The following is a 24,182-nucleotide window of genomic DNA, read 5'->3' as shown; positions in this document are numbered from 1 at the left end:
CTTACCGCACCTGAGAGATCGCTGAGACGGCACTCTCGCCGGGACCTGCCGAAAGGCGGACTGGTGGATCATGGAACCTCCGGGGGGACGCCCGTCACGGGGCCTGGTGCTCCGGGGAGGCCTCGGAGTGCGCCCTGGCCACGGCAAGGCTGTCTTCGTAGATGTGGTAGCGGCTGATCTGGCCGTCGGTGACCGTGAGATGCAGGGCGAACGCGGACGTGAAGGGTCGCCCCGTGGCCGTGACGGTCTGGGTGAACTCGCCCAGCACGACCGCGTCGTCCCCGTCGACGAGGATCCGGGCGACGGTGGTCTCGTTGAGCTCGGGCACGTGGTAGGTCCGCAGCGCGCGGAACAGGTCCGCCGCGTCACTACGGCTCGACCGGGGACGGATCCACGGCACCGCCGGGTGCCCCTCCGCCGGCCAGTTGTAGCCCCAGTCGCACTTCTCGGCGAACATCTCGGCGGCCCGGTCGACGTCACCCTCACCGATCCGGCGAAGCAGCTCCTGCACAGTGCCCAAAGTCGTCATGATTCATCCTTTAAATCCGTTATGGCGGTGTGTGCACTCGTCAGTCTCCTCGGATCGGTGCGGCTTGGCGATTACCTGTCAGATAAGGGCGGCGGTGATCGGGCCACGGGTCATGCGAGCCTGTCCGCGCCGGGACGGGGCGCGATGCCACGCATCAGGCGGGCCGCTCCGGGCCGGCACGGGCTGCGGCGCCGCGGATCAGGCGGGCCGTTCCGGCCGGCATGGGTGTGGCGCCGGTCGTCGCTCTCCGGGGAGGGAGGGCGGCCTCCGCGGCCCTGGTCGCCTGGTCAGCCCATGATCGCGTAGACGGTCGTGGCGTGGGCGGCGGTCTCCGTGGAGCCCTCGGCCGTGAGGGTGATCTCGGTGAAGGCCAGCGTGCGGCCCAGCTTCGTGATGCGCACGTCGAGCAGGACGTCCTTGCCCACCACCGGCCGCTGGAAGGTCGTGGACTGCTGGACGGTGGTCATCGGCACGAACCCGCCCCGCGCCGCCGACACGGCCAGGACCGTGGCCGTGTCGGCCGCCGCCATCATGGCCTGGCCGCACAGCCCGCCGCCCTCTCTGGCCAGGTCGTCGGACCACGGCAGCCGCACGACGACGCGCCGCTCGCCCACCTCCTCCACCCGCAGACCGAGCTGCTTGATCCAGGGGGCGAAGTAGTCCTGGAGGATCGCCTCTGCGTCTTCTGGAGTCACGCGGACATCATGCACGCTGGACGGGGAGGTTGAGGGGCGGCGTTCGGGTTCTGTGGACAAGCCGCCGCCGACTCGACATGCCTGTGGACAAGAGCCGGGAGGACGGCATGTCAGGGATGGGCGCAGGGACGGGCGCAGGGACGGGCGAGGGTGACGGCCAAGACGCGGGGCGTCCAGCCGAGGGCCGCGCCGGAGGGCCGGGGGCCGGGCGCTCGGGCGAGGGGCGCGGGGGAGGGCCGGGGGCCGGGTGTTCGGGTGAGGGCCGCGTCGAAGGGCCCGGCCGTGCCGGGCGGGCGGCGGGTGACGGTGGGGAGCGGGCGGTGGTGGAGATCTTCATGCCGTCCACGTACGAGACCTGCGTCCCGTACGACCTGTTCGCCCGTCTCCGCGAGGAGTCACCCGTCTGCTGGGTCCCGGAGCCGCCCGTCGGCCCGTGGCGCGAGGGCCCCGGCTACTGGGCGGTGTTCCGGCATGCCGACGTCAAGCACGTGCTCCGTACCCCGGAGGACTTCTCCTCCCACCTCGGCGCCACCCAGATCCGCGACCCCGACACCCCGGCCGACCTGCGCTTCGTTCAGATGCAGATGCTGAACATGGACCCGCCCGGCCACTCCCGGCTGCGCCGGATCGTGGCGGCGGCCTTCACCCCGCGCGCCGTGCGCGCGCTGGAGCGGACGATCGAGGAGCGGGCGGCGGCGCTGTTCGCGGAGGGCGAGTGCGACTTCGTGGAGGTGGCCGCCGATCTGCCGGTCTGGACGCTGGCCCACGTCATGGGGGTGCCGGCCCGGGACAGGCGGCTGCTGTACGACTGGGCCTCACGCGTGATCGGCTACCAGGACGACGACTACGTGGGCCTGTCCACGGCGGACGTCGCGGCCCTCACCCCCATGGGCCGGTCGGCGCTCGCGGCCAGGCCCGAGCTCCGGCCGGGCGTCAATCCGCGGTCCAGGGCGGCGCTGGCCGACATGTTCGCCTACGCGCACGCCCTGGCCGAGAACCCCGTGGACGGCGAGTCCGTCATGTCGGCCATGCGCAAGGGCGGCCTGACCGAGGCGGAGTTCGAGAACATGTTCTTCCTGTTCGCCGTCGCCGGGAACGAGACCCTGCGCAACGGCATCCCCGGCGGGCTGCTCACGCTGCTGCGCCATCCCGCCGAGTTCGCCCGCCTGCGCGCGGACCCCTCCCTGCTGGACTCCGCGATCGAGGAGATGCTGCGCTTCTGGCCCCCGGTCATGCACTTCAGACGTACGGCGACCCGCGACCTCACCCTCGCCGGCCGGTCCGTACGGGCGGGCGACAAGGTGGTCGTCTACCACGCCTCCGCCAACCGCGACCCGTCCGTCTTCCCCGAACCGGACCGCTTCGACATCGCCCGCACCCCCAACGACCACGTCAGCTTCGGCTTCGGCCCGCACTTCTGCCTGGGCGCCCACCTGGCCCGCGCGCAGCTCCGCGCGGTCTTCAGGGAACTGCTGAGGTGGGAGGTCGAACTGGCGGGCACCCCGCGCCGGCTCACCTCCAACTTCCAGAACGGCCTCAAACACCTCCCCGTACGCCTGCGCCGCCTCCCGCACCGAAACCGCGCGTCCGCGGGATGACGAACGCCGGGAAATGCCCGTGCGCCGGCCGCGAACGCCCGCCTACCATCGCGATCATGCACGACTACCTGCGGATCAACCGGGCCAACTGGAACGCCCGCGTCCCCGTCCACGTCACCAGCGACTTCTACGACGTCGCGGGCTTCCGGGCGGGCGGCAGCGCGCTGCGGCCGTTCGAGCTGGAAGAGGTGGGTGACGTCGCGGGCCGTGACCTGGTCCACCTGCAGTGCCACTTCGGCCTCGACACCCTGTCCTGGGCCAGGCGGGGCGCGCGGGTGACCGGCCTCGACCTCTCCGACGCCGCCATCGGGGAGGCCGCGCGGATCGCCGGGGAGTGCGGCATCCCGGCCAGGTTCGTCGCGGCCGACGTCTACGACGCGCCGGAGGCGCTCGGCGGCGCGACCTACGACATCGTCTACACGGGCGTCGGCGCCCTGGTGTGGCTGCCGGACGTCACGCGCTGGGCCGCGACGGTCGCCGCCCTGCTCAGGCCGGGCGGATTCCTGTACATCGCGGAGTTTCACCCGTTCACCGACGTCCTGGACGACGAGACGGGCACCCGGGTCACCCACGACTACTTCGACCGCGGCCCCCACGTCTATGCGGACCCGTACTCCTACGCCGGCGACGACGTGCTCGAACACCAGACTTCCGTGCAGTTCAGGCACGGGCTCGGCGAGATCGTCACCGCGATCGCGGCGGCCGGGCTGCGCGTGGAGTTCCTGCACGAGCACGACCACACCCTCTTCCGCCGCTTCGCCACCCTCACCGGCGAGGAGGGCGTTTACCGCATGCCCGGCGAGGCCCCCAGGATCCCCCTCATGTTCTCCTTGAGAGCCTCTATGTGACGGCGAGAGGATCACGCCGCACGGGCCGTACCGGGTCGTCGAGGGGCGGCGCGGCCGATGACCGTAAGATTCTCTGCCGTGAAGTCTCCAGCATCGTTCAAGAGGGCCGCCGCCTGGGCCCTGCCCTACTGGACCCGCGGCGAGGCGGGCCGCGAGACCCCGCACGACCTGTTCAGGGTGCTCTACTTCGGCTGGCTGGCGGCGTTCACGCTCAAGGTGCTCGGCTCGGCCTGGGACGTCTCGTGGCACTTCAAGTGGCTGCGCGACGACCTGGCCCCGCCCCACCTGCTCAACTCCGTCGGCACGGTCATCGCCGTCGCCCTGACCGTGATCCACGGTTACACCGGCTACGGCGTGGACAAGGCCGCGCTCAGGCTCATCCAGTGGGGCACCGGCATCTTCCTGGTCGCCGTGCCGCTCGACCTGATCAACCACCGCGTCAACGGGCTCGACATCACCTCGTGGAGCCCGTCGCACATCATGCTCTACGTCGGAACGTTCTTCATGATCGCCGGGGTCATCCGCGGCTGGTTCATGGGGGCGCCCCAAGGCAGGGAGCGCGTGGTGGTGCTGGGCGCGCTGTTCGCGTTCTTCCTGGAGAACGTGCACTTCCCCGAGCAGCACCAGGAATACGGCATCCTGTCGCTCGGCGCCTGGGACAACGGGGCCACCTACGCCGAGCCGATCCTGCTGCAGTTCGCGGCCGACCAGATGGGCCGGCCGATCGACCGGACGATGATGGCCGGGTTCACGCTGCCCGTGCCCGACTTCCTCTATCCGGTCTACGCGGTGATCGCCGTGCTGTCGGTGCTGGTCGCGGCCAGGGTGATGATCGGCAGGTTCGGCGCCGCCACGCTGATCGCGGCCGGTTACGTGGGGTTCAGGACGGTGTTGTGGCCGCTGCTGACCTTCACCGGGTTCCCGCCGTCCGCGGTGCCGTTCTTCATGGTGGTCGCCGGGCTGCTGGTGGACGTGGCGTTCCTGCTGCGCCTGCCGGTCGTGCGCGCGGTGCTCGGGGCGGCCGTCGTGACCGCCGGCGCCTACGGCGCGCTGGTGGCGCAGAGCGCGGTCATGGGCCCGGTGTACGGCGCGATCAAGGGCCAGGAGGGGCTGCTCGGCGCGCCGCCGCCGGCCACCCCCTCGGCGCTGTGGGCCGGGCTCGGACTGCTGGCCACCTGGCTGGCCATCGAGTACGCGGCCGGCCGGCGCAACCTCCGGCCGGTCGAGACCACGCCACCCCGCCCCGTCATCGCCCCCGCCACGCCATAAGGATCACCCCCGGGGACGCCGTGACAGCATGCCGTCACAGCATCGTCCCCGTCCGGCCGCACCCGGTGGCGCGGCCGGACGGGGACGGGGGACGCTCAGGCGATCGAGGCGCGGGTGATCGCCACCGCCACGCCGTACGCCAGCCCCATCACGCTCACCTCGGCCACCGCCCAGCCGGCCATGGCGGTGGCCCGCCCCCGGCGCACGGCGGGCAGCAGCCGGAACCGGATGTGCGCCGCCAGCGGCACGATCAGCGCGACCAGCGCCGTCTTGACCACGACCAGCAGCCCGTAGTGGCTGGTCAGGATCGCGTCCGGCAGCGTCACGCCGGGCGTCAGCGCCATCGTGCCCAGCCCGGTGACCAGCCCGGACAGTGCCACCAGGAGCAGGCACACCGAGGCCATCCTGGAGAACTTCGGCAGCACCACGGCCAGCAGGTCGCGGTGCGGCGCCAGGAACGCGGCCGTGGCCACCAGCCCGCCGGTCCACGCCGCCGCGCCCATGACGTGGATCTCCATCGAGATCATGATGGGGTCGTGCCAGACCGAGTTGACCGCGTGACCGGTCACCGGGATCGGCAGCAGCCCGAACAGCGCCACGATGATCCGCAGCTCCGCCGGCACCTTCTCCCCGAACCGCACCGCCATCAGCCCGATGCCGGCCGCCGCCAGCGCGCACGCCGCGCTGAACAGCAGCCCCTGGCCGGTGCCGACGCTCCCGACATAGTCGGCGATCAGCCCGAACGTCGGCACCCGGCCCGGGTTGAGCTCGGCGGTCTGGAAGACGATCGTCAGCAGCGCGCAGATCGCCCAGGCCCAGGCGGCCATCACGGCCAGCGGGCGCACCCTGAGCAGCACGGGCTCCGTGCGCTCCGGCCGGTTGAACCCGAGCAGCTTGGGCAGCAGGCTGAGCCCCACCACGGCGACGGCGGCCACGTCGAGCAGCACCCGCACGACGGGCAGGCCGATCGAGACGACCGGCCCCGGCATGGGGATGCCCGGCACGGACTCCTGGGCGGTGAAGGAGCTGGCCGCCACGGCTGCGACGACGGCGCAGACGCCGAACGCCCCGGCCACGACCCGCCCGCCGACGCGCTGCCGCGGCAGCGCGGGCGCGAGCGCGGTCACGAGCGGCTCCCCTCACCCGCGGCCTCCGAAGCGCTCCCGGAAGCACCCCCGGAAACCGCCTCGGGGACAGTGCCCCCGGCGGCCCCGGTCCCGGCGGCCCCGGTCCCGGCGGTCCCGGCGGCCCCGGTCCCGGCGGCCCCGGTCCCCGCGGCCCCGGTCCCCGCGGCCCCGGCCGTCCTGGCGGGGGCGGCGCGGCGCAGGGCCACGGCCGTGCCGGCGCCCAGCACCAGCAGCGCCGCCACGATCCACACCACGGCCATCCCGGCCCCGCCGTTCGCCGCCGCCTCGGCCGCCTCCGCGCCCGCGCCCTGGGCGGCGTCCGCCGCCGCGACCCCGGAGGCGGACGCGGCCAGGCTGAAGCTGATCTTCCCGGTGACCGGGTGCCCGTCGGCGGACAGGATGCGGTAGCCCACGGTGTACGACCCGCCGGCCGGCAGCGGCTTCACCTTCACCGACACCCGCTCGGCCGCGACCACGGCGCTCCCGTCGGCCCACGCCGACCCGTCCGCCCCGGTCACGCCGACCTGCGCGTATCCCTGGCGCACGGCCTGGTCGAACACCAGCGTCACCTGGGCGGGCGAGGCCGTGAGCGTGGCCCCGTCCTGGGGGTCGCTGCCGATGAGCACGTTGTGCGCCTGCGCGGGGGAGTGCAGCACCCCCACCGCGGCGAGGGCGAGCAGCAGGACCGTGAGTAGCCGCCTCACAGATCAGAACCTTCCATATACACGTCGCTGACCTGTATATGGTCCCATCCACGGCGGACGAGTTCGGCGGGCGCACCCCGAGGAGCAGGCGAAACCGGCCGGCGGGCGGGTGCTGATCAGGGGGCGAGACCGGTCAGCGGGGCTTCGGCGCGGGGGCGTCCCAGATGCCCATCACCTGCCAGATCCGCCGCGTCAGCGCGTTGACCAGCCCGAGCTCGGCGCACAGCTCCCGCGTCTTGCCGACCGAGTCGCGGACCTCCTGCTTGGCGCCGGGATTGCGCAGGTAGACGTCGGCGACCACGTTCGCGGGGATCCTGAAGCGCCGGATCATCGCCCCGGGCGGCGCGAGCATGATGCGCGCCATCACGCCGAGGACGAGCGGCGCGGCGATGCCCAGCAGCAGCCTGCGGTGGGCGGGCATGCGCGGCACCCGGTTGCGCAGGTAGTGCCGGGCGAAGGAGATGTGCCTGGCCTCCTCGGCGATGTGGATGCGCATGATCGTCTCTTCCAGCGGATGGTGCGCCCTGCCGTCCTTGAGCACCCTGCGCTGGACGTGGTCGATCGGGTCCTCGCCGCCCAGCACGAACACGAAGAACAGCTCGGTCGAGATGAGCGGGATCCAGGGCGCCACCTGGGCGATCAGCGACAGCGGCCGCGGCATGCCGCGGATCGGCATCCCGGTACGGTTCACGAACTCCTGGAACATCATCCCGTGATGTCCCTCTTCAATGGTCTCGTGGTAGACGTACCGGAACTCGGGGGACCCGTTAGGCAGCCGGTAGGCGTAGTTGAGCAGCCCGCGCTTGAGCAGGTTCTCGAACTGCAGGCCGATCTTCATGGCCGTGGCCACGCGCCACAGCCCGATCCGCGCGCGGACCTCGGGGGAGCGGCTGCGGTACCAGGGGTGCCCGCCCAGCCGGTCCACCTCGGGCAGCTCCCAGCGCGGATCGGCCGGGTCGACGAGGAACTCCGGGTCGTCCCAGGGAATGTCGCGGTACGGCTCCCAGTGCTTGTCCACCGACGCCTTCGAGAGGCGTTCGATGACCGCCTGGTACGCGCTGCGGCCGGCGACCTGCTCGTCGCGTTCCCTGGCGGCGATGGAGCCCGGTGCGGATGTCCTCGGTGCGGATGTCATCGCGTGCACTCCTCTCCTCGCCCAGCAATTGTACGTAAAGTCCAATAAGGCTGGGAAGGGTGAGTATCACAGCTTTTCCGCCGGCACCCCCAGTTCCTTGGCCGCCGCCGTGCGGATCAGTACGTTGACCCGCCGCCGTGACAACACCTTGGGATGCGTGTGCGTCTGCACCGCCAGCCCGTCGATGAGCGCGAACAGCCGCCACGTGGTCGCGTCGGGGTCCTCGCAGGTGAACTCGCCGCAGGCCACGCCCGACTCGATGATGCCGCGCATGAGCGTGCGGCCCCTGGCGTCGATCCGGCGCGAGGTCTCCTCCAGCTCGGCGCTGCGCATCGCCTCGGACCAGGCGTCGATCCACAGCCGCCACCCCTCGGTGGGGATCGCGGGGGAGCAGAGCCGCAGCAGGGAGCGGAGGCGCTCGGTGGGGGTGCCCTCTGAGCGTTCGACGTCGGCCAGCGCGTTGAGGTGCAGGCGGGCCGCATAGCCGAAGGCCTGCGCGAGCAGTCGCTCCTTGGTCTCGAAGTGGTAGAAGAGCAACGCCTGGCTGACTCCGGCGGCCCTGGCGATGTCCAGGGTCCTGGTATGCCCGAATCCCTGCTCCGCGATCACCTCGCAGGCCGTCTTCAGCAAATCCTCGCGCCGTAATCGGCTGAAACCTGTTGTCACAGCGAGTAACTCTAACTTCTGTTCATGAGGCTAATAGGACAAACCGGGCGTGGACTGCGCTGGTCCGGGGAATCCCCGTACGGCCGGGTTTCCGCGTTCACCGACAGTCACGTTGATCATGGTAACCAGATCACCGGAATGCCTTTCGGTCGGGGCCCTCATACCCCCAATGGCTGCCCTTCAAAGGACGAAACGGGCAGAACCTCCGAACCTGTCGCCGGGACCTCCAGAGCATTGCTCTGTACCAGTCGCCCCATCGTGACTAAAGTAAGTGAGCACTGATGCCGAGGAGTCGATGTGAACCTTGCTGAGTATCGGCGTGCGGCCCGAGCCTGGCTGCAGGAGAACGCTCCATCCGACGACCACCCCGAGGCCGACGGCCTCACCCGCGTCAAGGAATTCATGGCCAAGCTGTACGACGCCGGCTACTCCGGCATCACCTGGCCGGAACAGTGGGGCGGCCAGGGGCTGACCCAGGCCGAAGAGCGCGTGTTCGCCGAGGAGGCCCGCCACTACACCCTCCCCACGAACGTCTTCATGATCGGCCTGGGCATGACCGGGCCCACCATCGTCGACCGCGGCACCGACGCCCAGCGCGCCCGGTTCATCCGCCCGCTGCTGCGCGGCGAGGAGATCTGGTGCCAGCTCTTCTCCGAACCCGGCGCCGGCAGCGACGTCGCCAGCCTGCAGACCAGGGCCGTACGCGACGGCGACCAGTGGATCGTCAACGGCCAGAAGGTGTGGACCTCGGTCGCCCACCACGCCGACTGGGGCCTGCTGCTGGCCAGGACCGACGTGGACGTGCCCAAGCACAAGGGCCTGACCATGTTCGTCATCGACATGCACCACCCGGGGGTGACGGTCAGGCCGCTGAAGGACATGTCCGGCCGGGCCAACTTCAACGAGATCTTCTTCGACAACGTCCCCATCCCCGACGAGCACCGCGTGGGCGAGGTCAACGACGGCTGGAGCGTGGCCGTCACGACGCTGCTGCACGAGCGGCTGTCGATCTCGGCGGGCGTCGGCATGGGCGGGCAGAAGGACAACCCCGCCTCGCTGGAGGCGCTGCGCGAGGTCGTCGACACCAGTGACCCGCTGGTCCGCGACGAGCTGGTCGAGCTGCACATCCGCAGCCGCGCGCTGGCGCTGTTCAACCAGCGGCTGGCCCAGGAGACCAAGGCCGGCATCTTCCCCGGCGCCCGCGGCAGCGCCGCCAAGCTGCTGCTGGCCGAGCTGGCGATGTACCAGGCCGACCTCGGCACGCGGCTCGTCGGCCCCGAGGCCGCGCTGGCCGACCATCCCCTCGCCCGCGCGATCTCGCTGGCCCCCGGCATGGCGCTGGGCGGCGGCACCAACGAGATCATGCGCAACATCGTCGGCGACCGCGTGCTCGGCCTGCCGCCGGAGCCGCGCGTGGACAAGACCGTGCCGTTCAAGGATCTGAAGGTGGGGACACAGGCGTGAAGCTCGTACTCAGCCAGGAACAGCAGGAGCTGCGCGCGGCCGTCCGGGGATACCTGAGCACCGCCTCGCCGCTGTCCAAGGCCCGCCAGGGCTACGACCCGCAGGTCTACACGCGCCTCAACGGCGAGCTGGGCCTGCCGGGGCTGGTCGTCCCCGAGGAGTACGGCGGCTCGGGCGCCGGCATGGCCGAGCTGGCGGTGGTCCTGGAGGAGACCGGCGCCGCGCTCCTGCCGGGGCCGTTCCTCGCCACCGCCTTCACCGCGCTCGCGCTGACCCAGGTGCCCGACAAGGAGCTGCTCAGCGGCATCGCCGAGGGCCGGATCGCGGCCACCATCGACGGCGCCGAGCTGACCCACGACGGCGCGGCCGTCAGCGGCGTCCTGCCCCGCACGCTGTCCGGCATGGAGGCCGACGTGCTGGTCGTGCCGGCGCACGGCGCGGACGGCCTGGTCATGACCGCCGTCGAGCTGGCCGGGCCGGGCGTGACCAGGACCCCGCTGGAGACGCTCGATCTCACGCGCGGCCAGGCCCTGGTGACGCTCGACGCCGCGCCCGCCCGGGTGCTCGGCCCGGCGCCGGAGAGCGGGATCCTCGACCGGCTCCGCGTGGCCCTGGCCGCCGAGCAGCTCGGCGTGATGCGGGCCGCCCTGGACGCCATCGTGGCCTACGCCAAGGTCCGCGTGGCCTTCGGCCGCTACATCGGCTCCTACCAGGGCGTCAAGCACAAGCTCGCCGACATGCACTGCAAGCTCGAACAGGCCGAGTCCATCGTCCGATACGCCGCCTGGGCCACCGACGAGTCCCCCGCCGACCTGCCCGAGGCCGCCGCCCTCGCCCAGGCGTACGTCGGCCGCGCCTGCTTCGAGGTGGCCCGCGACCACTTGCTGCTGCACGGGGGCATCGGTTACACCTGGGAGCACGACGCGCATCTGTTCTACAAGCGGGCCAAGGCGAACGAAGTGCTGCTGGGCCCCCCGCGGATCCACCGCGCCCGTCTCGCGCAACTGCTGGAGCTGTGATGGACATCAGTGGGCTACCGGGCTTCTACTCCATCGCCGCCGCCGACCCCGGCCGCCTCGCGGTGATCGACACCGACGGCGCCAGGACCTCGTACGGCGACCTGCTCGCCCGCGTCAACCAGGTCTCCCACGGCCTGCGCGCCCGCGGGCTCACCACCGGGGACGTCGTGGCCGGCGTGCTGCCCAACGGCATCGACGCCCTGGTCATGGTCATGGCGACCGGGCAGATCGGCCTCTACTACGTGCCGATCAACTGGCATCTGACCGCCTCCGAGGTGGCGTACATCCTCGACGACTGCGACGCCAAGGTGGTCGTCACCGACGCCGGCCACGCCGTGCCCGGCGGGGAGGTCGGCACGGACGGGCTGGCGGCGGGACAGCCGGCGGACGCGCCCGCCGGCCGCACCGCCGGGACCGTCATGTGGTACACCTCGGGCACCACCGGCTTCCCCAAGGGCGTGCAGCGCAAGCTGCCCGGCGCCGCGCCCGAGGAGATCGTGCCCCTCTACGCCTGGTTCTTCGACCAGGTGGTGGACCTGAAGCCGGGCGACGGCGTGCACCTGGTGACCTCGCCGATGTACCACTCCGCGCCGTGCGCGCACGCCCAGTTCGCGCTGCACTTCGGGCACACCGTGGTGATCACGCCCAGGTTCGACCCGGTGCACATCCTGGAGCTCATCGAGCGGCACCGGGTGACCAACGCGATGATGGTGCCGACCATGTTCCACCGGATGTTGCAGCTCCCGGAGGACGTCAGGGCCACGTACGACCTCTCCAGCCTGCGCCAGGTCATCCACACCGCCGCCGCCTGCCCCGTCGCCGTCAAACAGCGGATCATGGAGTGGTGGGGGCCGGTCCTGTACGAGTACTACGGCTCCACCGAGTCCACCATCGCCTTCTCCGTCAAACCGCACGACTGGCTGGCCAGGCCGGGCACCGTGGGCCGGCCCGCGCCCATGTTCGAGGCCAGGATCCTCGACGAGGACGGCAACGAGCTGCCGCCGGGCGAGCCCGGCCTCATCTACATCAGGTCGAGCCTCGGCTCGTTCGAGTACCGGAACGACCCGGCCAAGACGGCCGCCAGCATGCGCGGCGACTGGTACGCGCCGGGCGACATCGGCTACCTGGACGACGACGGCTACCTGTTCCTGTGCGACCGGCGCACCGACCTGATCGTCTCCGGCGGGGTGAACATCTACCCCGCCGAGATCGAGGCCGCTCTGCTGGAGCATCCCGCCGTGGCCGACGTCGCCGTGATCGGGGTGCCCGACGAGGAGTGGGGCCACAACGTGGTCGCCCTCGTGCAGCCGGCCGAGGGCGTCACGCCCGGCCCCGCGCTCACCGCCGAGCTGCTGGAGCACTGCGGGCCGCGCATCGCCAGGTTCAAGCAGCCGAAGGTGATCGAATACCGCGAGGAGCTCCCGCGCACCCCGACGGGCAAGCTGTCGCGCTCGAAGGTGCGCGCCGACTACCTGGCCGAGAACTCCAGCTCCTCGGTGTAACGCCCGTCGCCCAGGTAGAAGCAGGTCGACAGCGTACGGTCCGCGGTGTCGAAGACCGTGCTCCACAACGTGCGGAACGGCACGGCCGGGTCCTCCGCCGGCCGGACGGCACGCAGGGCCTCGCGCAGGTCCCCGGCCGACATCGTGGCGCCCTTGCTGCTCTCGTACAGCGCGCGCAGGCGGGCGAAGGAGGCGAAACTGCCCTCGCTGTCCGCGGGCAGGTTCATCGGGTCGGGATGGCGGTGCAGCAGGTGGTTGGTGACGCAGAGCGGCCCGTCGCCGAACTCCACGATGTGCTCGCTGCCGTCCTTGCCCCGCTCCCACACGAACGCCTGCCCGTTGGCGTCGGCGACCAGGTAGTGCAGGGGCATGCCGTGGTCGTACTGCTTGGCGCCCAGCAGCGCCTGCTTGGCCTGGTCCACATTCTCGCAGGTGTCGATGAGGAACCGGGGCAGCTGCACGCTGTCCACCCCGACCTGCGGCGTGTCGCTCTCCGGCGGCGCGGCGCTCTCGAAGTCGGCGATCAGCAGCATGACCGCCAGCCCGGCCGAGTTGATGCCGTCCATGCAGCCGTCGAGGACCGACATCGTGATCACCGTGGAGGAGAGCCCCTCGTCCGGGATCGTGGTGATCACGTACGGGCGCGAGGCCATCGGCAGCTCGCCCGGCCGGGGCTGCCCGCCCATGACCTCGCTGGTCGTGGTGGGGAAGAAGTCGTAGTTGCGGCCCACCCGGCCGTGGCCGTCCGTCGCCGCCGACGGCGGCACCCACAGCGCCGAGCAGCCCGAGTCCTCCGGCAGGAAGCCCAGGCAGTCGAGGGCCAGCTCGTCCTGCTCCGGGTCCAGGCCGAGCGCCTCCGCCGCGCCGTCCATGCGGGCGTGGTGCTGCGGCCAGTGGCGTTCGAACCACGTCCTGCGCGCGCGGCTCACGGCCGGGTCGATCGGCTGGGGGGACCAGCCCAGGCGGCGGGCCTCCTCGGCGAGCGCCCGGCCGATCTCGTGCTGCCCGCCGGTGAGGGTGAGGTGGGTGACGAGCTGGAAGTCGTTCTTGCCGCCCGCCACGTGCGTCATGTTCTTCATGCCATCGAGCCTCGCCGCGCCCGCTGACCGCGGCCTTACCGGCCGCTGACCGGCGTGCCGCGCCCCGCTCACCGGCCGCTGACCGGCGTGCCGCGCCCCGCTCACCGCCGGCTGACCGCGCGCTTGTAGCGCTCGGACAGGGTCAGGACGTGCTCGGCCAGCTCCGGCGGGTCGATCACCTCGAAGTCCACGCCGAGGAAGCCGATCCACACCGCGATCCCGTTGATGTCGTCACCGCCCAGCTTCAGCAGGCACGTGGCCTCGTCCACCGGCTCGACCTCCAGGCGCAGCGGCAGCGCCGCCATCCGCTCGGCCGGCGCGTGCAGCAGCACCGTCGCGTGGTACCGCCACATCGCCGTGTTCACGCCCTTGTCCACGTACGCCGCCACGTCGCCCTCTCCCGGCAGCTCGCGCGGCGTGAAGCGGGGACCGGACGGGGTGCGCGGCGACACCCTGTCCACCCTGAACGTGCGCCAGTCCTCCCGGTCCACGTCGTAGCCCAGCAGGTACCAGCGCCCGTGCCGGTGCACCAGCCGGTACGGCTCCACGTTCCGCACGCTCGCCCCGCCCCCATGGCCGGTGTAGTCGAAACGCAGCCGCTCGTGGTCGCGGGCCGCGTTCGCCAGCGTGGTCAGCACCTCCGGCGGGACCGGCGGAGCGTTGCCCGTGATCTGCACCGTGTAGGCGTTGAGCGCGCTCACCCGGCGGCGCAGCCGCGACGGCAGCACCTGCTCCAGCTTGGCCAGGGCGCGCACCGAGGTCTCCTCGATCCCCTCGACCCCGCCCCCGGCCGCCCGGCCCAGCCCGACCGCCACCGCGACCGCCTCCTCGTCATCGAGCAGCAGCGGCGGCAGCGCCGCCCCCGCGCCCAGCCGGTACCCGCCCGCCACGCCCGGCGTCGCGTGCACCGGGTAGCCGAGCGAGCGCAGACGCTCGACGTCGTTGCGGATCGTCCTGGTCGAGACGCCGAGCCTGGCCGACAGCTCCGGGCCCGACCAGTCACGGTGGGCCTGCAGCAGGGACAGCAGCTTGAGCAGGCGGGCCGAGGTTTCCAACATGGCACCAGTGTGCCGGTCAACGCGGCAAGAACGATTCCGTGGTGATGATCAGTTTGCCCAGCAGGTGCCCGTCCTGGCTGCGGCGATGCGCGTCGGCCGTGCGCTCCAGGGGGAACACCTCGGCGATCGGCAGCCGTACCCGCCGCGCGGCGGCGAGCAACGCCTCCCCCGAACCCTCTCGCATCGTGCTCTTCCCGCCGCTGGAGAAGTGCACCCCGAGCCGGGCCGCGCCCGCCGGGTCCGCGATCGTGACCACCTTGTCCGGGTCGCCGGTCAGCCGGACCGACAGCTCCAGCTCGCCCCGCCCCGAGGCGTCCAGCACCCGATCGACCGACTCCGGCAGGCGTTCCGCCAGCCCCTCGCCGTACGCGACGGGATGGACCCCGAGGGCGCGCAGGAACGCGTGGTGCCGTTCGCTCGCCGTCCCGATGACCCTGGCCCCGCGGGCCAGGGCGAGCTGGGCCGCGGCCAGCCCGACGCCACCCGCCACCGCGTGGATCAGCAGCGTCATCCCCTCCGCCGTCCTCTCCGCCGTTCCCTCCGTCGTCCTCTCCGCCATCCCGAGCCGGTCCAGCGCGCGCCCGGCCGTCTCGACGGCGACGGGCAACGCCGCGGCCTCCTCGTACGTGAGGTCGTCCGGTTTGGGCGCCAGCGCGGCGGCGTCGGCGATCGCGTGCGTGGCGACCGCCCCCGTCGCCACCTGCCCGAACACCGCGTCGCCCAGCCGCCACCCGGTCACGCCAGGGCCCAGCGCGTCGATCGTGCCCGCCAGCTCGATCCCCGTGCCCCTGGGGCCGTCGAGAGGATCGCCGGGGCCACCGGGGAAGCCCGTGCGCAGCTTCCAGTCGATGGCGTTCACCCCCGCCGCCCGTACCGCGACCCGCACCTCGCCCGGCCCCGGCTGGGGGAGCGGTACCTCTTCCAGCTCCAGCACCTCGGGCCCGCCATGCTCCCGGTAGCGCACCGCCGTGGCGGTCACGAGCAGCACCGCCTTGCCGACCAGCGCGCGCGCCTCCAGCGCGGCATGCGCCTCGGCCGCCCGCTCCAGGGGCAGGGCCAGGCCGACGGCGGTGGTCAGCCTGCCCGCCACGGCCTCGCGCAGGGTCAGCTCGGCCAGCCGCCTGAACTCCTCCGGCGCGAACTGCACCTGCTCCATACCGACCACCCGCACCCCGCGCCGCTCGGCCTCCGCCGGGTCGATCAGGGCCGTAGACCCGCTGGGCACCCCGTACGCGAAGAACGTTCCGCCGGGTTCCACCAGCTCGAACGCCTCGGCCCCCACCTTCCCGCCGACCCCGTCGAACACCACCTCAAACCGCCCACCCCGCCCCTCCACCGGTCCACCGTCGCCCGCCGGTCCGCCGTCGCTCACCGGTCCGCCGTCGCTCACCGGTCCGCCGTCGCTCACCGGTCCGCCGTCGCTCACCGGTCCGCCGTCGGCCGCCGGTCCGCTGTCGCCCGCCGGTCCGCCGCCATCCGCCACGGGCGGTTCGGATCCTCCGGCCTGGTCCGCACCGCTCGGCCAGGGCCGGTCGAGGTCGGCCGTTGCGCCCGTACCGGCCAGTTCGGGGTAGTCGACGGCCCGGGCCGCCCCCGCCTCCAGGGCCGCGCGGCGTTTCTCCGGGCCGTGGGCCGCCGCCGTCACCCGCGCGCCCGCCGCGCTCGCCAGCCGTACGATCGGCAGCCCCAGCGCCCCGCCCGCACCCGTGACCAGCACCCGCGTCCCCGGCCGCAGCCCGGCCGCCGTCACCAGGCTCAACGCCGCCGGCCCCACCTGGATCAGCGCCGCCGCCCGCCACAAGGGCAGCTCATCGGGCACCTCCACGACGGTCTCCACGGCGGCCACGGCGCGCTCGGCGTACCCGCCGCCGAGGGGGAGCAGCGCCGCGACCCGCCGCCCCACCCAGGAGGGGTCCACGCCGTCGCCCACGGAAAGCACTCGCCCGGCCACCCCGGTCCCCGGCACGAACGGCGGCGCGGCCGGGAACCAGTCGCGCCCCCACCCGGCCCGCAACTGAGCGTCGATGGACATCACGTCCGCCACCGACACGCCGATCACGAGCCGGCCCGGCCCCGCCACGGGGTCCGGCGCCTGCGCGGCCACGAGCACCTCGGGGCCGCCGAACTTCGTCACCTCGACAGTCTTCATGCCGTCGAGTCTGCTTCCTCAAGTTACCTTGAGGTCAAGTCATGCCACGATCCATGCGAGAGACAGCCCAACCATCAGCGGACTGCCTCCCGCAGGCCGCCTTCCGCAGGCCGCCTTCCGCAGGCCGCCTCTCGCAGGCTGCCCCCACCCACACCACCTCCCCACACCACCTCCCCACACCACCTCCCCGCACCGCCTCCCGCACGCCGAGGCAGCGCGGGAGCCTGAGTGTGGAGTGTGGAGTGTGGAGTGTGGAGTCAGAAGGGAGAGCGCACGCCGGGGCGTCGATCACCCGTTCCGGTCACTACCCGCCGAACAGCCGCTGCGCCTGCTGAATGACGACGATCACGGTCAGCGTGCCGAAGAACGCCACCGACCAGATCAGCGCTCCCAGCCGGAACGAGCGCACCCTGATCTCCTGCGGCAGTGCCCGCCGGTTGAGGACGATCAGCAGGATCGAGTACACGAACATCATCACGGCCGCGAAGCACGCCGAGAACACCAGCAGGATGAGCGGCTGGTCGAGACCCGCCAGCAGGATGCCGATCCCGATCAGCGCGATCGCCCAGACCGTGAAGAAGTAGACGCGGTTCACGGAGACGGGCTTGTCGCGCAGGTAGACCGTCTTGAGCGTGTCGGAGGCCAGCCGCGAGGTGTAGTCGACGATGCCCATGGCCGAGGCGAACAGCGCCAGCGCCCCGATCACCCAGAACAGCAGGCCGAACCACGTGCCCACGACCTCCTGCAACACCTGACCCTCGACCTGGAGGAACCCGATGCTGTTGGCCAGCCCCTCCCGGCCGAACACCGTCGAGTGGGCCAGCATCGACATGAGCGCGATCGTCACGAACGACACCATGGCGAACGTCCACGCCTGCTCGATGTTGGCGAACCGCCACCACTGCTTCCACCGCGCCAGGTTCTCCTTCGTCGGCGGGAACTGGAAGCCGGTCGAGGCGGCCGCCTCCTCGTGGCCGGTGACGGGGCTGACCAGGCGCGGCACGTACAGGCCCATGCCGAAGCCCTTGTCGCGGATCCAGTTGCTCTGGCACAGGTTCTGTCCGCCGCCCGCCCCGGCGTACGCGATGGCGCCCATCAGCACCGCGAAGTCCAGCGGCGGCACCGGGAACTGGGCCCCGACGGTCAGGCCCTTGCCCAGCTCCAGCCAGCTCTCGGCGTTGATCGCGACCACGATCGCCACCACGGCCAGCGTCGCCACCAGAGCGATCTTCACGAAGATCACCCGTTCCAGAGCGGTGTAGATCACCGGTGCCAGTGTCAGGCTCAGCGCGATCAGGATGAGCATGCCGATCGCGATCCACCGCACGGACCCCTCGCCGGAGCCCGTCAGATACGTCACCATGGTCGCGGACGTGGTCACCCAGCCCGGCCAGAGGTTGGAACAGAGCGTCATTATCACGAAGACCAGGCCCCAGTGCTTCCACATGCGGCTGAAACCGGTCAGCGCGGTCTCGCCGGTGGCCAGGGTGTAGCGCTCGATCTCCATGTTGAGGAACCACTGGGTGATGATGCCGATCGCGGCGCCCCAGATGAAGACGAGCCCGACCTGTGAGGCGATGTACGGCCAGAGGATGAACTCCCCGGACGCCAGCCCGACGCCGGCACCGACCAGCCCGGGGCCGATGATTCTCCAGGTGGAACGGGGTGGTTCGGGAAGGTCGCGGATGGCGACGGCCGGTAGGACTCGCGCAGGAACGGTGGGGGTGAATTCCGCCATGCGGATCTCCTCAGTTCAGCTTGCCTATCGCCACACATTACAGAGGCCCGAAACACCGGTGGAATACCTAGTTAATTACCACCCCGCATCACTCTCGTCCCGCACTCTCCTCCGCCCACCCACCCTCCACCAGACACAATCCCCACCCCCCAACCTGCCGCCTGCCGCTGCCACCAGGCACCCTTCCTGCCGCCCGATCCGCAGCCTGCGGCCCCCTACCAGGCACTCTCCCCGTCGTCCGACCCGGTCTCGCGCCCGGTTCGGCGATCACGTCTATGCCCAGTACCGACACCACTCCCTAACCAAGTGATCACGCCTAGCTAGCTGTGTCACCTCTAGTCCCTTTACGATCACAGACGGTAGTCATGGTGGGGCCGCGCTCCCGCCGCGGGACGTCCATTGAGCAGGAGGTTCTCATGCCGTTCGCGCACACCGTCGCCCGCAGGCTTGCCGTACTCGGGCTGGGCGCGGCCGCCACCCTCGCGGCCCCGTTCGCGTCACTTCCCGCCGTCGCCGCCGCGAGCGCGCAGCTCACGATCACCGTCACGCCCGAAGCGGGCGGTGCGTACGCGGTGCGCCTGTTCTGCGACCCGGACGGAGGTCTCCACCCTCGCCCGGAACTGGCCTGCGACGCGGTGCGGAGCGTGAACGGGTACATCGAAGACCTCAACTATGATCCGGGCCCTTGCCAGCTGATCCTCGCTCCGGTGGACGTGACCGTGGAAGGCCATTGGTACGGCATGCCGGTCTCGTACCTCAGGCAGTTCCCCAATGAGTGCGTCATGAAGAGAACCCTCGGCCCGGTCGTCTGAACTACCGCCGAACCCCATGACCCCTGCCCGTCCGTGTCCCACCCCCGCGGACGGGCACGGCCGGCTTGGCCCACGGCCCGCGACCCCCCGCAGTCCCCGTAATCCCCGCAACGCCGCAGTCCTCGCAATTCCCGTGGGAGCGTGGGGCCGTGGGGCATGGGCCATGAGGCCGTAGGCCGTGGGGCGTCAGCGGGTGCGGACTGCTTCGATCAGGGCGCGTAGCAGGGCCGTTCGGCCGGGCATCTCGGACACGATGACGTGCTCGTGGTCGGCGTGCGCGCCGCCGCCCACCGCGCCCAGCCCGTCGAGCGTCGGGCACCCCACCCCGGCCGTGAAGTTGCCGTCGGAAGCGCCGCCCACCGAAGCCGAGGTCAGCGGCCCCAGCCCCAGCCCCGCCGCCAGCTCCTGGGCCAGTGCGAAGAGGTCGGCCGACATGGCGGCCTCCAGCGGCGGCCGGTTGGGCCCGCCGACGATCTCCAGGCGGGTGCCCGCGACCATCGGCTGGAGCGCGCGCATCGCCGCGTCCACCCGCTCCTGCTCCGCCGTCTCCGCCGCCCGGACGTCCACCCCCACCGTGGCCGCCGCCGGAACCGTGTTGAGTGTCGTGCCACCTGACAGGACCGTGGGCGTGACCGTGGTCGCACCGGCCCCCAGGCCGGCGATGGCCAGGATCTGGTGGGCCAGCTCGATCCCCGCGTTCGCGCCCTTCTCGGGTTCGAGGCCGGCGTGGGCTGCCTTGCCGTGCACGTTGACGGTGTAGAGCGAGGTGCCCTTGCGGGAGGTCTTCAACGCTCCGCCGTCGGCGCTGGCCTCCATGACGAAGGCGGCGGCCAGCCCGCGCGCGGTGTCCTGGATGAGGCGCGCCGAGGTGATCGAACCGACCTCCTCGTCCCCGGTGACCAGCAGCGTGACGCCGTCGAGCGAATCGAGGCCGGCCAGCGCGTGGAACGTCTGCACCAGCCCCGCCTTCATGTCGAACACGCCCGGCCCGCGCGCCACCCCGTCCACCACGGACCACGGGTGCGTGGCGAGAGTGCCGATGGGCCAGACCGTGTCGTGGTGCCCGAGCAGCAGCACCTTGGGCGTGCCGAAGGACCAGCGCAGGTGGGTGACCCCTTCGATCACCAGGAACTCCGGCACCACGCCCAGGTGCCGGGCGCCCATCGCGGCCACGACCTTCGCACTGCGGCCCACGGCCTCCAGATCACTGGAGAAGGATTCGCACAGAACCAGCTCCTCCAGGTCTTCGACCATGCCGGCGGCGGTGGCTGCCCGGGCAGCGTTGTCGATCATGCTGTTCGTCCCCCGTGTAGAGCGTGAAAGCGTGAAGGTCGTTGGATCGGCCGGCGGACCGGTCGTGGTTGTGCTCGCGAACGAAAGCGGTCGCGGCAGCCGGTACGTCTCCCCACCTCACCGCCGGCTCCGTCCACCGGCCCGGTACGGGTTAGGTCGCCGGGCGCGTTCGCCGTTCCCTGGTGGAACACGTCCACCGGCCTTGCATCGGCTTCGTCGCCCTGCGCGTCGGCTGTTCCTGGACGGGACATGTCCGCGGGTCTGGCATTGGCCGTGTCGTCGGGAGGGCTCGGCGTCCCTCGATGGGACGCATCCACCGACCTGGCATGGACGATGGTGAGGGCGGCTGGGGTGGGGGAAGGGGTCACGAGAGGCGCTCTCCGAAGAACCGGTGCACGTTGCCGCCGATGATCTGCATGACGTCCTTTTCCGGCAGACCGCGTGCCAGCAGTCCTTCCGTGACCATGGGGAGCCCGGCCGGCCCCTCCAGCCCGGGCACGGACTGCTTCGGGTCGACGCCTCTCGTGTGGAGGTCTTCGCAGCACGGCGGCGTCAGGTCGTCCATCACCTCGCGGATGAAGTCGGGGCCGAGCCCCACGTGGTCGATGCCGGCGACCGACACGATGTGCTCGATGTGGTCGAGCAGGCGGTCGAGCGTCATGTCCCGCTCGTCCTCGGCGAGGAACGGGGCGAAGAAGTTGACGCAGATCACGCCCCCGGTCTCCGCCACGCCCCGGAGCTGGTCGTCGGTGAGGTTGCGGTGGTGGTCGCGCAGGGCGCGGGCGGAGGAGTGGGTGGCCATGACCGGCTTGGTGGCCAGCTCCAGCACGTGGGCGACGCCGGACGCGCCCAGATGGGACACGTCGAAGATCATGCCCAGCCGTTCCATCTCCGCCAGGGCGGCCACGCCGTGGGAGGTCAGGCCGCTGCCCGTCGCGTCCTCGCCACTGCCGTCGGCCAGCGGTGTGCGACCCCAGTGCGCGATGGAGGCCACCCGCACGCCCAGCCGGTGCATGGTCGAGATCAGCTCGACGCTCGCGTCGAGGCCCGGCATGCTCTCCAGCGCGAGCACCAGGGCGATCTTGTCTTCGGCGAGCGTCCGGTCGATCTGGTCGGCGTCGACGCAGACGCGCACGTGGTCGGGATTTCCCTCGGCCAGCACATGGGCGCACTCGATCATGCGCAACGTCTGCCGCAGCGCGCCCTCCGGCCGGTATTGGTCGTCGATGAAGACGGGCAAGACCTGAAGGTTCACGCCGCCGTCGAGCAGCTGCGGCAGCCATCTCTCCCGGAAGAACGAGGCCCACTGCCGCGGCGGCCTGGCGGAGACGGCCATGAGCAGATCGTTGTGAGTGTCGGCCACGACGGCGCGCTGGTGCAGGGGAAGCATCATGGCAGGACGTTATCGCGAGGCCAGGAGCTGCTCCAACGCCCTCAGGTCCGATCTTTTGGATCACTTGTACGACCCTGGTTCGACACCCCCGCCCCAGACCCGCGCCCCCGGTCGGACCCGAACCCAAGCCTCCACGCCAGGCCCACCAGGCAAGTGCCGGCCCGCCGACCTCGCCGGTCCTGCCCGGTCCGGCACGTCTTGCCCGGCACGTCCTGCCCGGCCCGGGATGTCGAGCCCGGCCCGGCATGTCGAGCCTGGCCTGGCACGCCGGGCCGGCAGGCACGTCCGGCCCGGCCATGGCACGTCCTACTCCGCGCCGACGACCCGGTAGGCCGGCCACGGCGGACGGGAGGTCAGGCGGCGGTACAGCGTCGTGGGGCCGGGCCAGTTGTTCGTGATGCGGCCGTCGGCCGTCTTGTACCAGCTCTGGCACTCCGCCCCCCACACCATCCTGGCCATGGCCGCGTCGAGCTGCCTGCGCCAGGCGGCCATCACCTCGGGCCGCACCTCGATGGGCCCGTTCGCGGCGAGGTGCGGCAGGCAGGCCATGATGTGGTTCACCTGGCATTCGATCATGAAGATGATCGAGTTGTGCCCCAGGTTGGTGTTGGGCCCGTACAGCAGGAACAGGTTGGGGAAGTCGGGCACCGAGATGCCCAGGTACGCCTCGGCGCCCTCCTTCCACCGCTCCTCCAGCGAACGCCCCTCGCGCCCCACGACCCGCATCGGGACGAGGAACTCCGTGCTCTTGAAGCCGGTGGCGTAGATGACGGTGTCCACTTCGTACGTGCCCTCGGTGGTCTGCACGCCCTCCGGCGTCATCCGTACGATCTTGTCGGTCACCAGAGACACGTTGGGCCTGGTCAGGGCGGGGTAGAAGGAGCTGTCGATGACGACCCGCTTGCAGCCCGGTGGATAGTCGGGCGTGAGCCTGGCCCGCAGCTCCGGGTCGGGCACCTGGTCGCGCAGGTGCGCGAGCGCCCGCCGTCTCAGCAGGTCCACGCTCCAGCCCTGGGCGAGCGCCGGATAGAGGGTGCCCTCGGCATACCGGTAGATCCACTCCCGGTAGGCGCGCTGCAGGCCGGGGACGTAGTGGAAGGCGAGCCGCGTCAGCGGCCCGAACGTGGCGTCCGGCTTGGGGATCACCCAGTTGGGGGTGCGCTGGAAGGCGTACAGGTGCTCGGCCTGCTCCGCGACGTGCGGCACGAACTGGGCGGCCGACGACCCGTTCCCGATCACCGCGACGCGGCCGCCGGTGAGGTCGTGGGCGTGGTTCCAGCGGGAGGAGTGGAAGGAGACCCCGTCGAAGTCCGCCATGCCGGGAATGTCGGGCAGTCTGGGCCGGTTGAGCTGCCCCACGCCCATGACCACCACGTCGAACGCCTCCGTCCGGACCTCGCCGTCCCCCGGAACCCCGGACCCGCCCGGCCTGCCCGACCAGCCTTGCGCGCCCGACCAGCCTTGCGGGCCCGACCAGCCTTGCGGGCCAGTCCCGCCAGTCCCGCCGGCCGCGCCGGGTCCGCCCGATCCGCCGGGTCCACCGGACTCGCTCGCGACCGCTGTGGCGCCGCCGCGATCGTCCGCAGCGGCCCCGCCGCCATCGTCCGCAGCGGCCCCGTCGTCATCCGCGGCGCCCTCGCCCTCAGCGGAAGCGTCCGCGACCTCCCAGTCGTCGGAGTCCTCCGGGGAGGCGGAGACGGTACTGACCTGCCATTTCCGGCCGTCAAAGACCAGCCCCCGCACTTCCGTACGGAAGCGGATTTTCCGCCTGACGTCGTATTTATCGGCGCAATGCGTGAGATACCCGAGGATCTCCGGCTGCTCGGGATAGCGGCGCGTCCAGCTCGCGTACTTCTCGAATGAGTACGAGTACAGATGCGAGGGAATGTCGCACCCCGCCCCCGGATAGCTGTTGTCCCGCCACGTCCCCCCGAGGTCCCCGGCCTTCTCGAACACCGTGTACGAGCGAATCCCGGCCCGTTCGAGCTGGATCGCCATGCACAGTCCGCCGAACCCCGCTCCGATGATCGCGACGCTAGGTGCCATGCCGTCCTCCGGATGTCAGTGTGCACTTACGTTACGCCGAACCCCGTTCTGCCGTCAC

The 24,182-nt window shown here is 71.5% G+C and carries 20 protein-coding genes and 1 pseudogene; 7 read left to right on the top strand and 14 right to left on the bottom strand.

The annotated features are described in order from the left end of the window. Positions 1 to 94 precede the first annotated feature (94 nt). Positions 95 to 529, bottom strand: coding sequence for a nuclear transport factor 2 family protein (locus tag IO39_RS00925; RefSeq protein ID WP_043614235.1), 435 nt, complete (start codon positions 527 to 529; stop codon positions 95 to 97). A gap of 287 nt (positions 530 to 816) precedes the next feature. After that, positions 817 to 1,224 (bottom strand): PaaI family thioesterase, encoded by a 408-nt coding sequence (locus IO39_RS00920; protein ID WP_211266851.1) that lies wholly within the window; start codon positions 1,222 to 1,224, stop codon positions 817 to 819. A gap of 320 nt (positions 1,225 to 1,544) precedes the next feature. On the opposite strand from IO39_RS00920, the gene IO39_RS00915 reads away from it, so the two are divergent. The 3 genes from IO39_RS00915 to IO39_RS00905 all read left to right on the top strand — a co-directional run bounded on the left by IO39_RS00915 (position 1,545) and on the right by IO39_RS00905 (position 4,939). Further along, entirely contained in the window at positions 1,545 to 2,822 is a 1,278-nt protein-coding gene (locus IO39_RS00915) for a cytochrome P450 (RefSeq protein WP_245641751.1), read from the top strand. A gap of 56 nt (positions 2,823 to 2,878) precedes the next feature. Beyond that, positions 2,879 to 3,670, top strand: a complete 792-nt coding sequence (locus IO39_RS00910) for a class I SAM-dependent methyltransferase (RefSeq protein ID WP_043614748.1) — start codon at positions 2,879 to 2,881, stop codon at positions 3,668 to 3,670. Positions 3,671 to 3,748: 78 nt separating this feature from the next. Next, a complete protein-coding gene (locus tag IO39_RS00905) occupies positions 3,749 to 4,939 on the top strand; it encodes a hypothetical protein (protein WP_245641750.1) in 1,191 nt (396 codons plus the stop codon). Positions 4,940 to 5,034: 95 nt separating this feature from the next. Here IO39_RS00905 and IO39_RS00900 read toward each other — a convergent pair whose 3' ends face one another. The 4 genes from IO39_RS00900 to IO39_RS00885 all read right to left on the bottom strand — a co-directional run bounded on the left by IO39_RS00900 (position 5,035) and on the right by IO39_RS00885 (position 8,571). Continuing rightward, entirely contained in the window at positions 5,035 to 6,066 is a 1,032-nt protein-coding gene (locus tag IO39_RS00900) for a CopD family protein (RefSeq protein ID WP_084772042.1), read from the bottom strand. Further along, positions 6,063 to 6,770: a copper resistance CopC family protein gene (locus IO39_RS00895; RefSeq protein ID WP_063765190.1), complete on the bottom strand. Its 708-nt coding sequence runs from the start codon at positions 6,768 to 6,770 to the stop codon at positions 6,063 to 6,065. Before IO39_RS00895 ends, IO39_RS00900 begins: the two co-directional genes overlap by 4 nt. Before the next feature lie 133 nt (positions 6,771 to 6,903). Continuing rightward, positions 6,904 to 7,905, bottom strand: coding sequence for an AurF N-oxygenase family protein (locus IO39_RS00890; RefSeq protein ID WP_043614230.1), 1,002 nt, complete (start codon positions 7,903 to 7,905; stop codon positions 6,904 to 6,906). A 66-nt stretch (positions 7,906 to 7,971) separates the two neighbouring features. Continuing rightward, on the bottom strand, positions 7,972 to 8,571 hold the full coding sequence (locus IO39_RS00885) for a TetR/AcrR family transcriptional regulator (protein ID WP_043614227.1): 600 nt from the start codon (positions 8,569 to 8,571) through the stop codon (positions 7,972 to 7,974). Between the two features lie 297 nt (positions 8,572 to 8,868). Between IO39_RS00885 and IO39_RS00880 the strand changes: the two genes are divergently transcribed. The 3 genes from IO39_RS00880 to IO39_RS00870 are packed head-to-tail and all read left to right on the top strand — an operon-like array spanning position 8,869 to position 12,556. Beyond that, on the top strand, positions 8,869 to 10,035 hold the full coding sequence (locus IO39_RS00880) for an acyl-CoA dehydrogenase family protein (RefSeq protein WP_043614224.1): 1,167 nt from the start codon (positions 8,869 to 8,871) through the stop codon (positions 10,033 to 10,035). Continuing rightward, positions 10,032 to 11,054, top strand: a complete 1,023-nt coding sequence (locus IO39_RS00875; protein WP_043614221.1) for an acyl-CoA dehydrogenase family protein — start codon at positions 10,032 to 10,034, stop codon at positions 11,052 to 11,054. Before IO39_RS00880 ends, IO39_RS00875 begins: the two co-directional genes overlap by 4 nt. Further along, positions 11,054 to 12,556: an AMP-binding protein gene (locus tag IO39_RS00870; protein ID WP_052422300.1), complete on the top strand. Its 1,503-nt coding sequence runs from the start codon at positions 11,054 to 11,056 to the stop codon at positions 12,554 to 12,556. Before IO39_RS00875 ends, IO39_RS00870 begins: the two co-directional genes overlap by 1 nt. On the opposite strand, the gene IO39_RS00865 is transcribed toward IO39_RS00870, so the two are convergent. The 5 genes and pseudogenes from IO39_RS00865 to IO39_RS00845 all read right to left on the bottom strand — a co-directional run bounded on the left by IO39_RS00865 (position 12,523) and on the right by IO39_RS00845 (position 18,580). Beyond that, complete coding sequence (locus IO39_RS00865) at positions 12,523 to 13,635, bottom strand: C45 family autoproteolytic acyltransferase/hydrolase (RefSeq protein WP_211266850.1); 1,113 nt, start codon at positions 13,633 to 13,635, stop codon at positions 12,523 to 12,525. The two genes, IO39_RS00870 and IO39_RS00865, sit on opposite strands and share 34 nt — an antisense overlap. Positions 13,636 to 13,736: 101 nt before the next feature. After that, on the bottom strand, positions 13,737 to 14,693 hold the full coding sequence (locus IO39_RS00860) for a helix-turn-helix transcriptional regulator (protein ID WP_043614215.1): 957 nt from the start codon (positions 14,691 to 14,693) through the stop codon (positions 13,737 to 13,739). Between the two features lie 16 nt (positions 14,694 to 14,709). Then, a complete protein-coding gene (locus tag IO39_RS59385) occupies positions 14,710 to 15,672 on the bottom strand; it encodes an NADP-dependent oxidoreductase (RefSeq protein ID WP_342671395.1) in 963 nt (320 codons plus the stop codon). Between the two features lie 15 nt (positions 15,673 to 15,687). Beyond that, positions 15,688 to 16,842: pseudogene (locus IO39_RS59380) on the bottom strand (zinc-binding dehydrogenase); the annotation flags it as partial. 304 nt (positions 16,843 to 17,146) lie between these two features. After that, entirely contained in the window at positions 17,147 to 18,580 is a 1,434-nt protein-coding gene (locus IO39_RS00845; protein WP_043614208.1) for an Nramp family divalent metal transporter, read from the bottom strand. A gap of 416 nt (positions 18,581 to 18,996) precedes the next feature. On the opposite strand from IO39_RS00845, the gene IO39_RS00840 reads away from it, so the two are divergent. Then, positions 18,997 to 19,392 (top strand): SSI family serine proteinase inhibitor, encoded by a 396-nt coding sequence (locus IO39_RS00840; protein WP_043614732.1) that lies wholly within the window; start codon positions 18,997 to 18,999, stop codon positions 19,390 to 19,392. Between the two features lie 186 nt (positions 19,393 to 19,578). Here the strand turns inward: IO39_RS00840 and IO39_RS00835 are convergent, their stop codons facing one another. The 3 genes from IO39_RS00835 to IO39_RS57345 all read right to left on the bottom strand — a co-directional run bounded on the left by IO39_RS00835 (position 19,579) and on the right by IO39_RS57345 (position 24,124). Then, on the bottom strand, positions 19,579 to 20,685 hold the full coding sequence (locus IO39_RS00835) for a M20 family metallopeptidase (RefSeq protein WP_052422297.1): 1,107 nt from the start codon (positions 20,683 to 20,685) through the stop codon (positions 19,579 to 19,581). Positions 20,686 to 21,049: 364 nt separating this feature from the next. Beyond that, entirely contained in the window at positions 21,050 to 22,078 is a 1,029-nt protein-coding gene (locus IO39_RS00830) for a dipeptidase (RefSeq protein WP_043614206.1), read from the bottom strand. 306 nt (positions 22,079 to 22,384) lie between these two features. Beyond that, positions 22,385 to 24,124, bottom strand: a complete 1,740-nt coding sequence (locus IO39_RS57345) for a flavin-containing monooxygenase (protein ID WP_084772040.1) — start codon at positions 24,122 to 24,124, stop codon at positions 22,385 to 22,387. Positions 24,125 to 24,182 lie beyond the last annotated feature (58 nt).

The organism is Nonomuraea candida (assembly GCF_000725485.1).
In the GTDB taxonomy this organism is placed as follows: Bacteria; Actinomycetota; Actinomycetes; order Streptosporangiales; family Streptosporangiaceae; genus Nonomuraea; species Nonomuraea candida.
The sequence above is the reverse complement of the archived record's forward strand: the minus strand, read 5'-3'. Positions and strand labels throughout refer to the sequence as shown.

Bases quoted from the DNA above. Each gene is read 5' to 3' on its own strand.
- IO39_RS00865 (WP_211266850.1), bottom strand. From the start codon at position 13,635: ATGAAGAACATGACGCACGTGGCGGGCGGCAAGAACGACTTCCAGCTC.
- IO39_RS00860 (WP_043614215.1), bottom strand. From the start codon at position 14,693: ATGTTGGAAACCTCGGCCCGCCTGCTCAAGCTGCTGTCCCTGCTGCAG.
- IO39_RS00835 (WP_052422297.1), bottom strand. From the start codon at position 20,685: ATGATCGACAACGCTGCCCGGGCAGCCACCGCCGCCGGCATGGTCGAA.
- IO39_RS00890 (WP_043614230.1), bottom strand. From the start codon at position 7,905: ATGACATCCGCACCGAGGACATCCGCACCGGGCTCCATCGCCGCCAGG.
- IO39_RS00845 (WP_043614208.1), bottom strand. From the start codon at position 18,580: ATGGCGGAATTCACCCCCACCGTTCCTGCGCGAGTCCTACCGGCCGTC.
- IO39_RS57345 (WP_084772040.1), bottom strand. From the start codon at position 24,124: ATGGCACCTAGCGTCGCGATCATCGGAGCGGGGTTCGGCGGACTGTGC.
- IO39_RS00870 (WP_052422300.1), top strand. From the start codon at position 11,054: ATGGACATCAGTGGGCTACCGGGCTTCTACTCCATCGCCGCCGCCGAC.
- IO39_RS00840 (WP_043614732.1), top strand. From the start codon at position 18,997: ATGCCGTTCGCGCACACCGTCGCCCGCAGGCTTGCCGTACTCGGGCTG.
- IO39_RS00830 (WP_043614206.1), bottom strand. From the start codon at position 22,078: ATGATGCTTCCCCTGCACCAGCGCGCCGTCGTGGCCGACACTCACAAC.
- IO39_RS00910 (WP_043614748.1), top strand. From the start codon at position 2,879: ATGCACGACTACCTGCGGATCAACCGGGCCAACTGGAACGCCCGCGTC.
- IO39_RS00925 (WP_043614235.1), bottom strand. From the start codon at position 529: ATGACGACTTTGGGCACTGTGCAGGAGCTGCTTCGCCGGATCGGTGAG.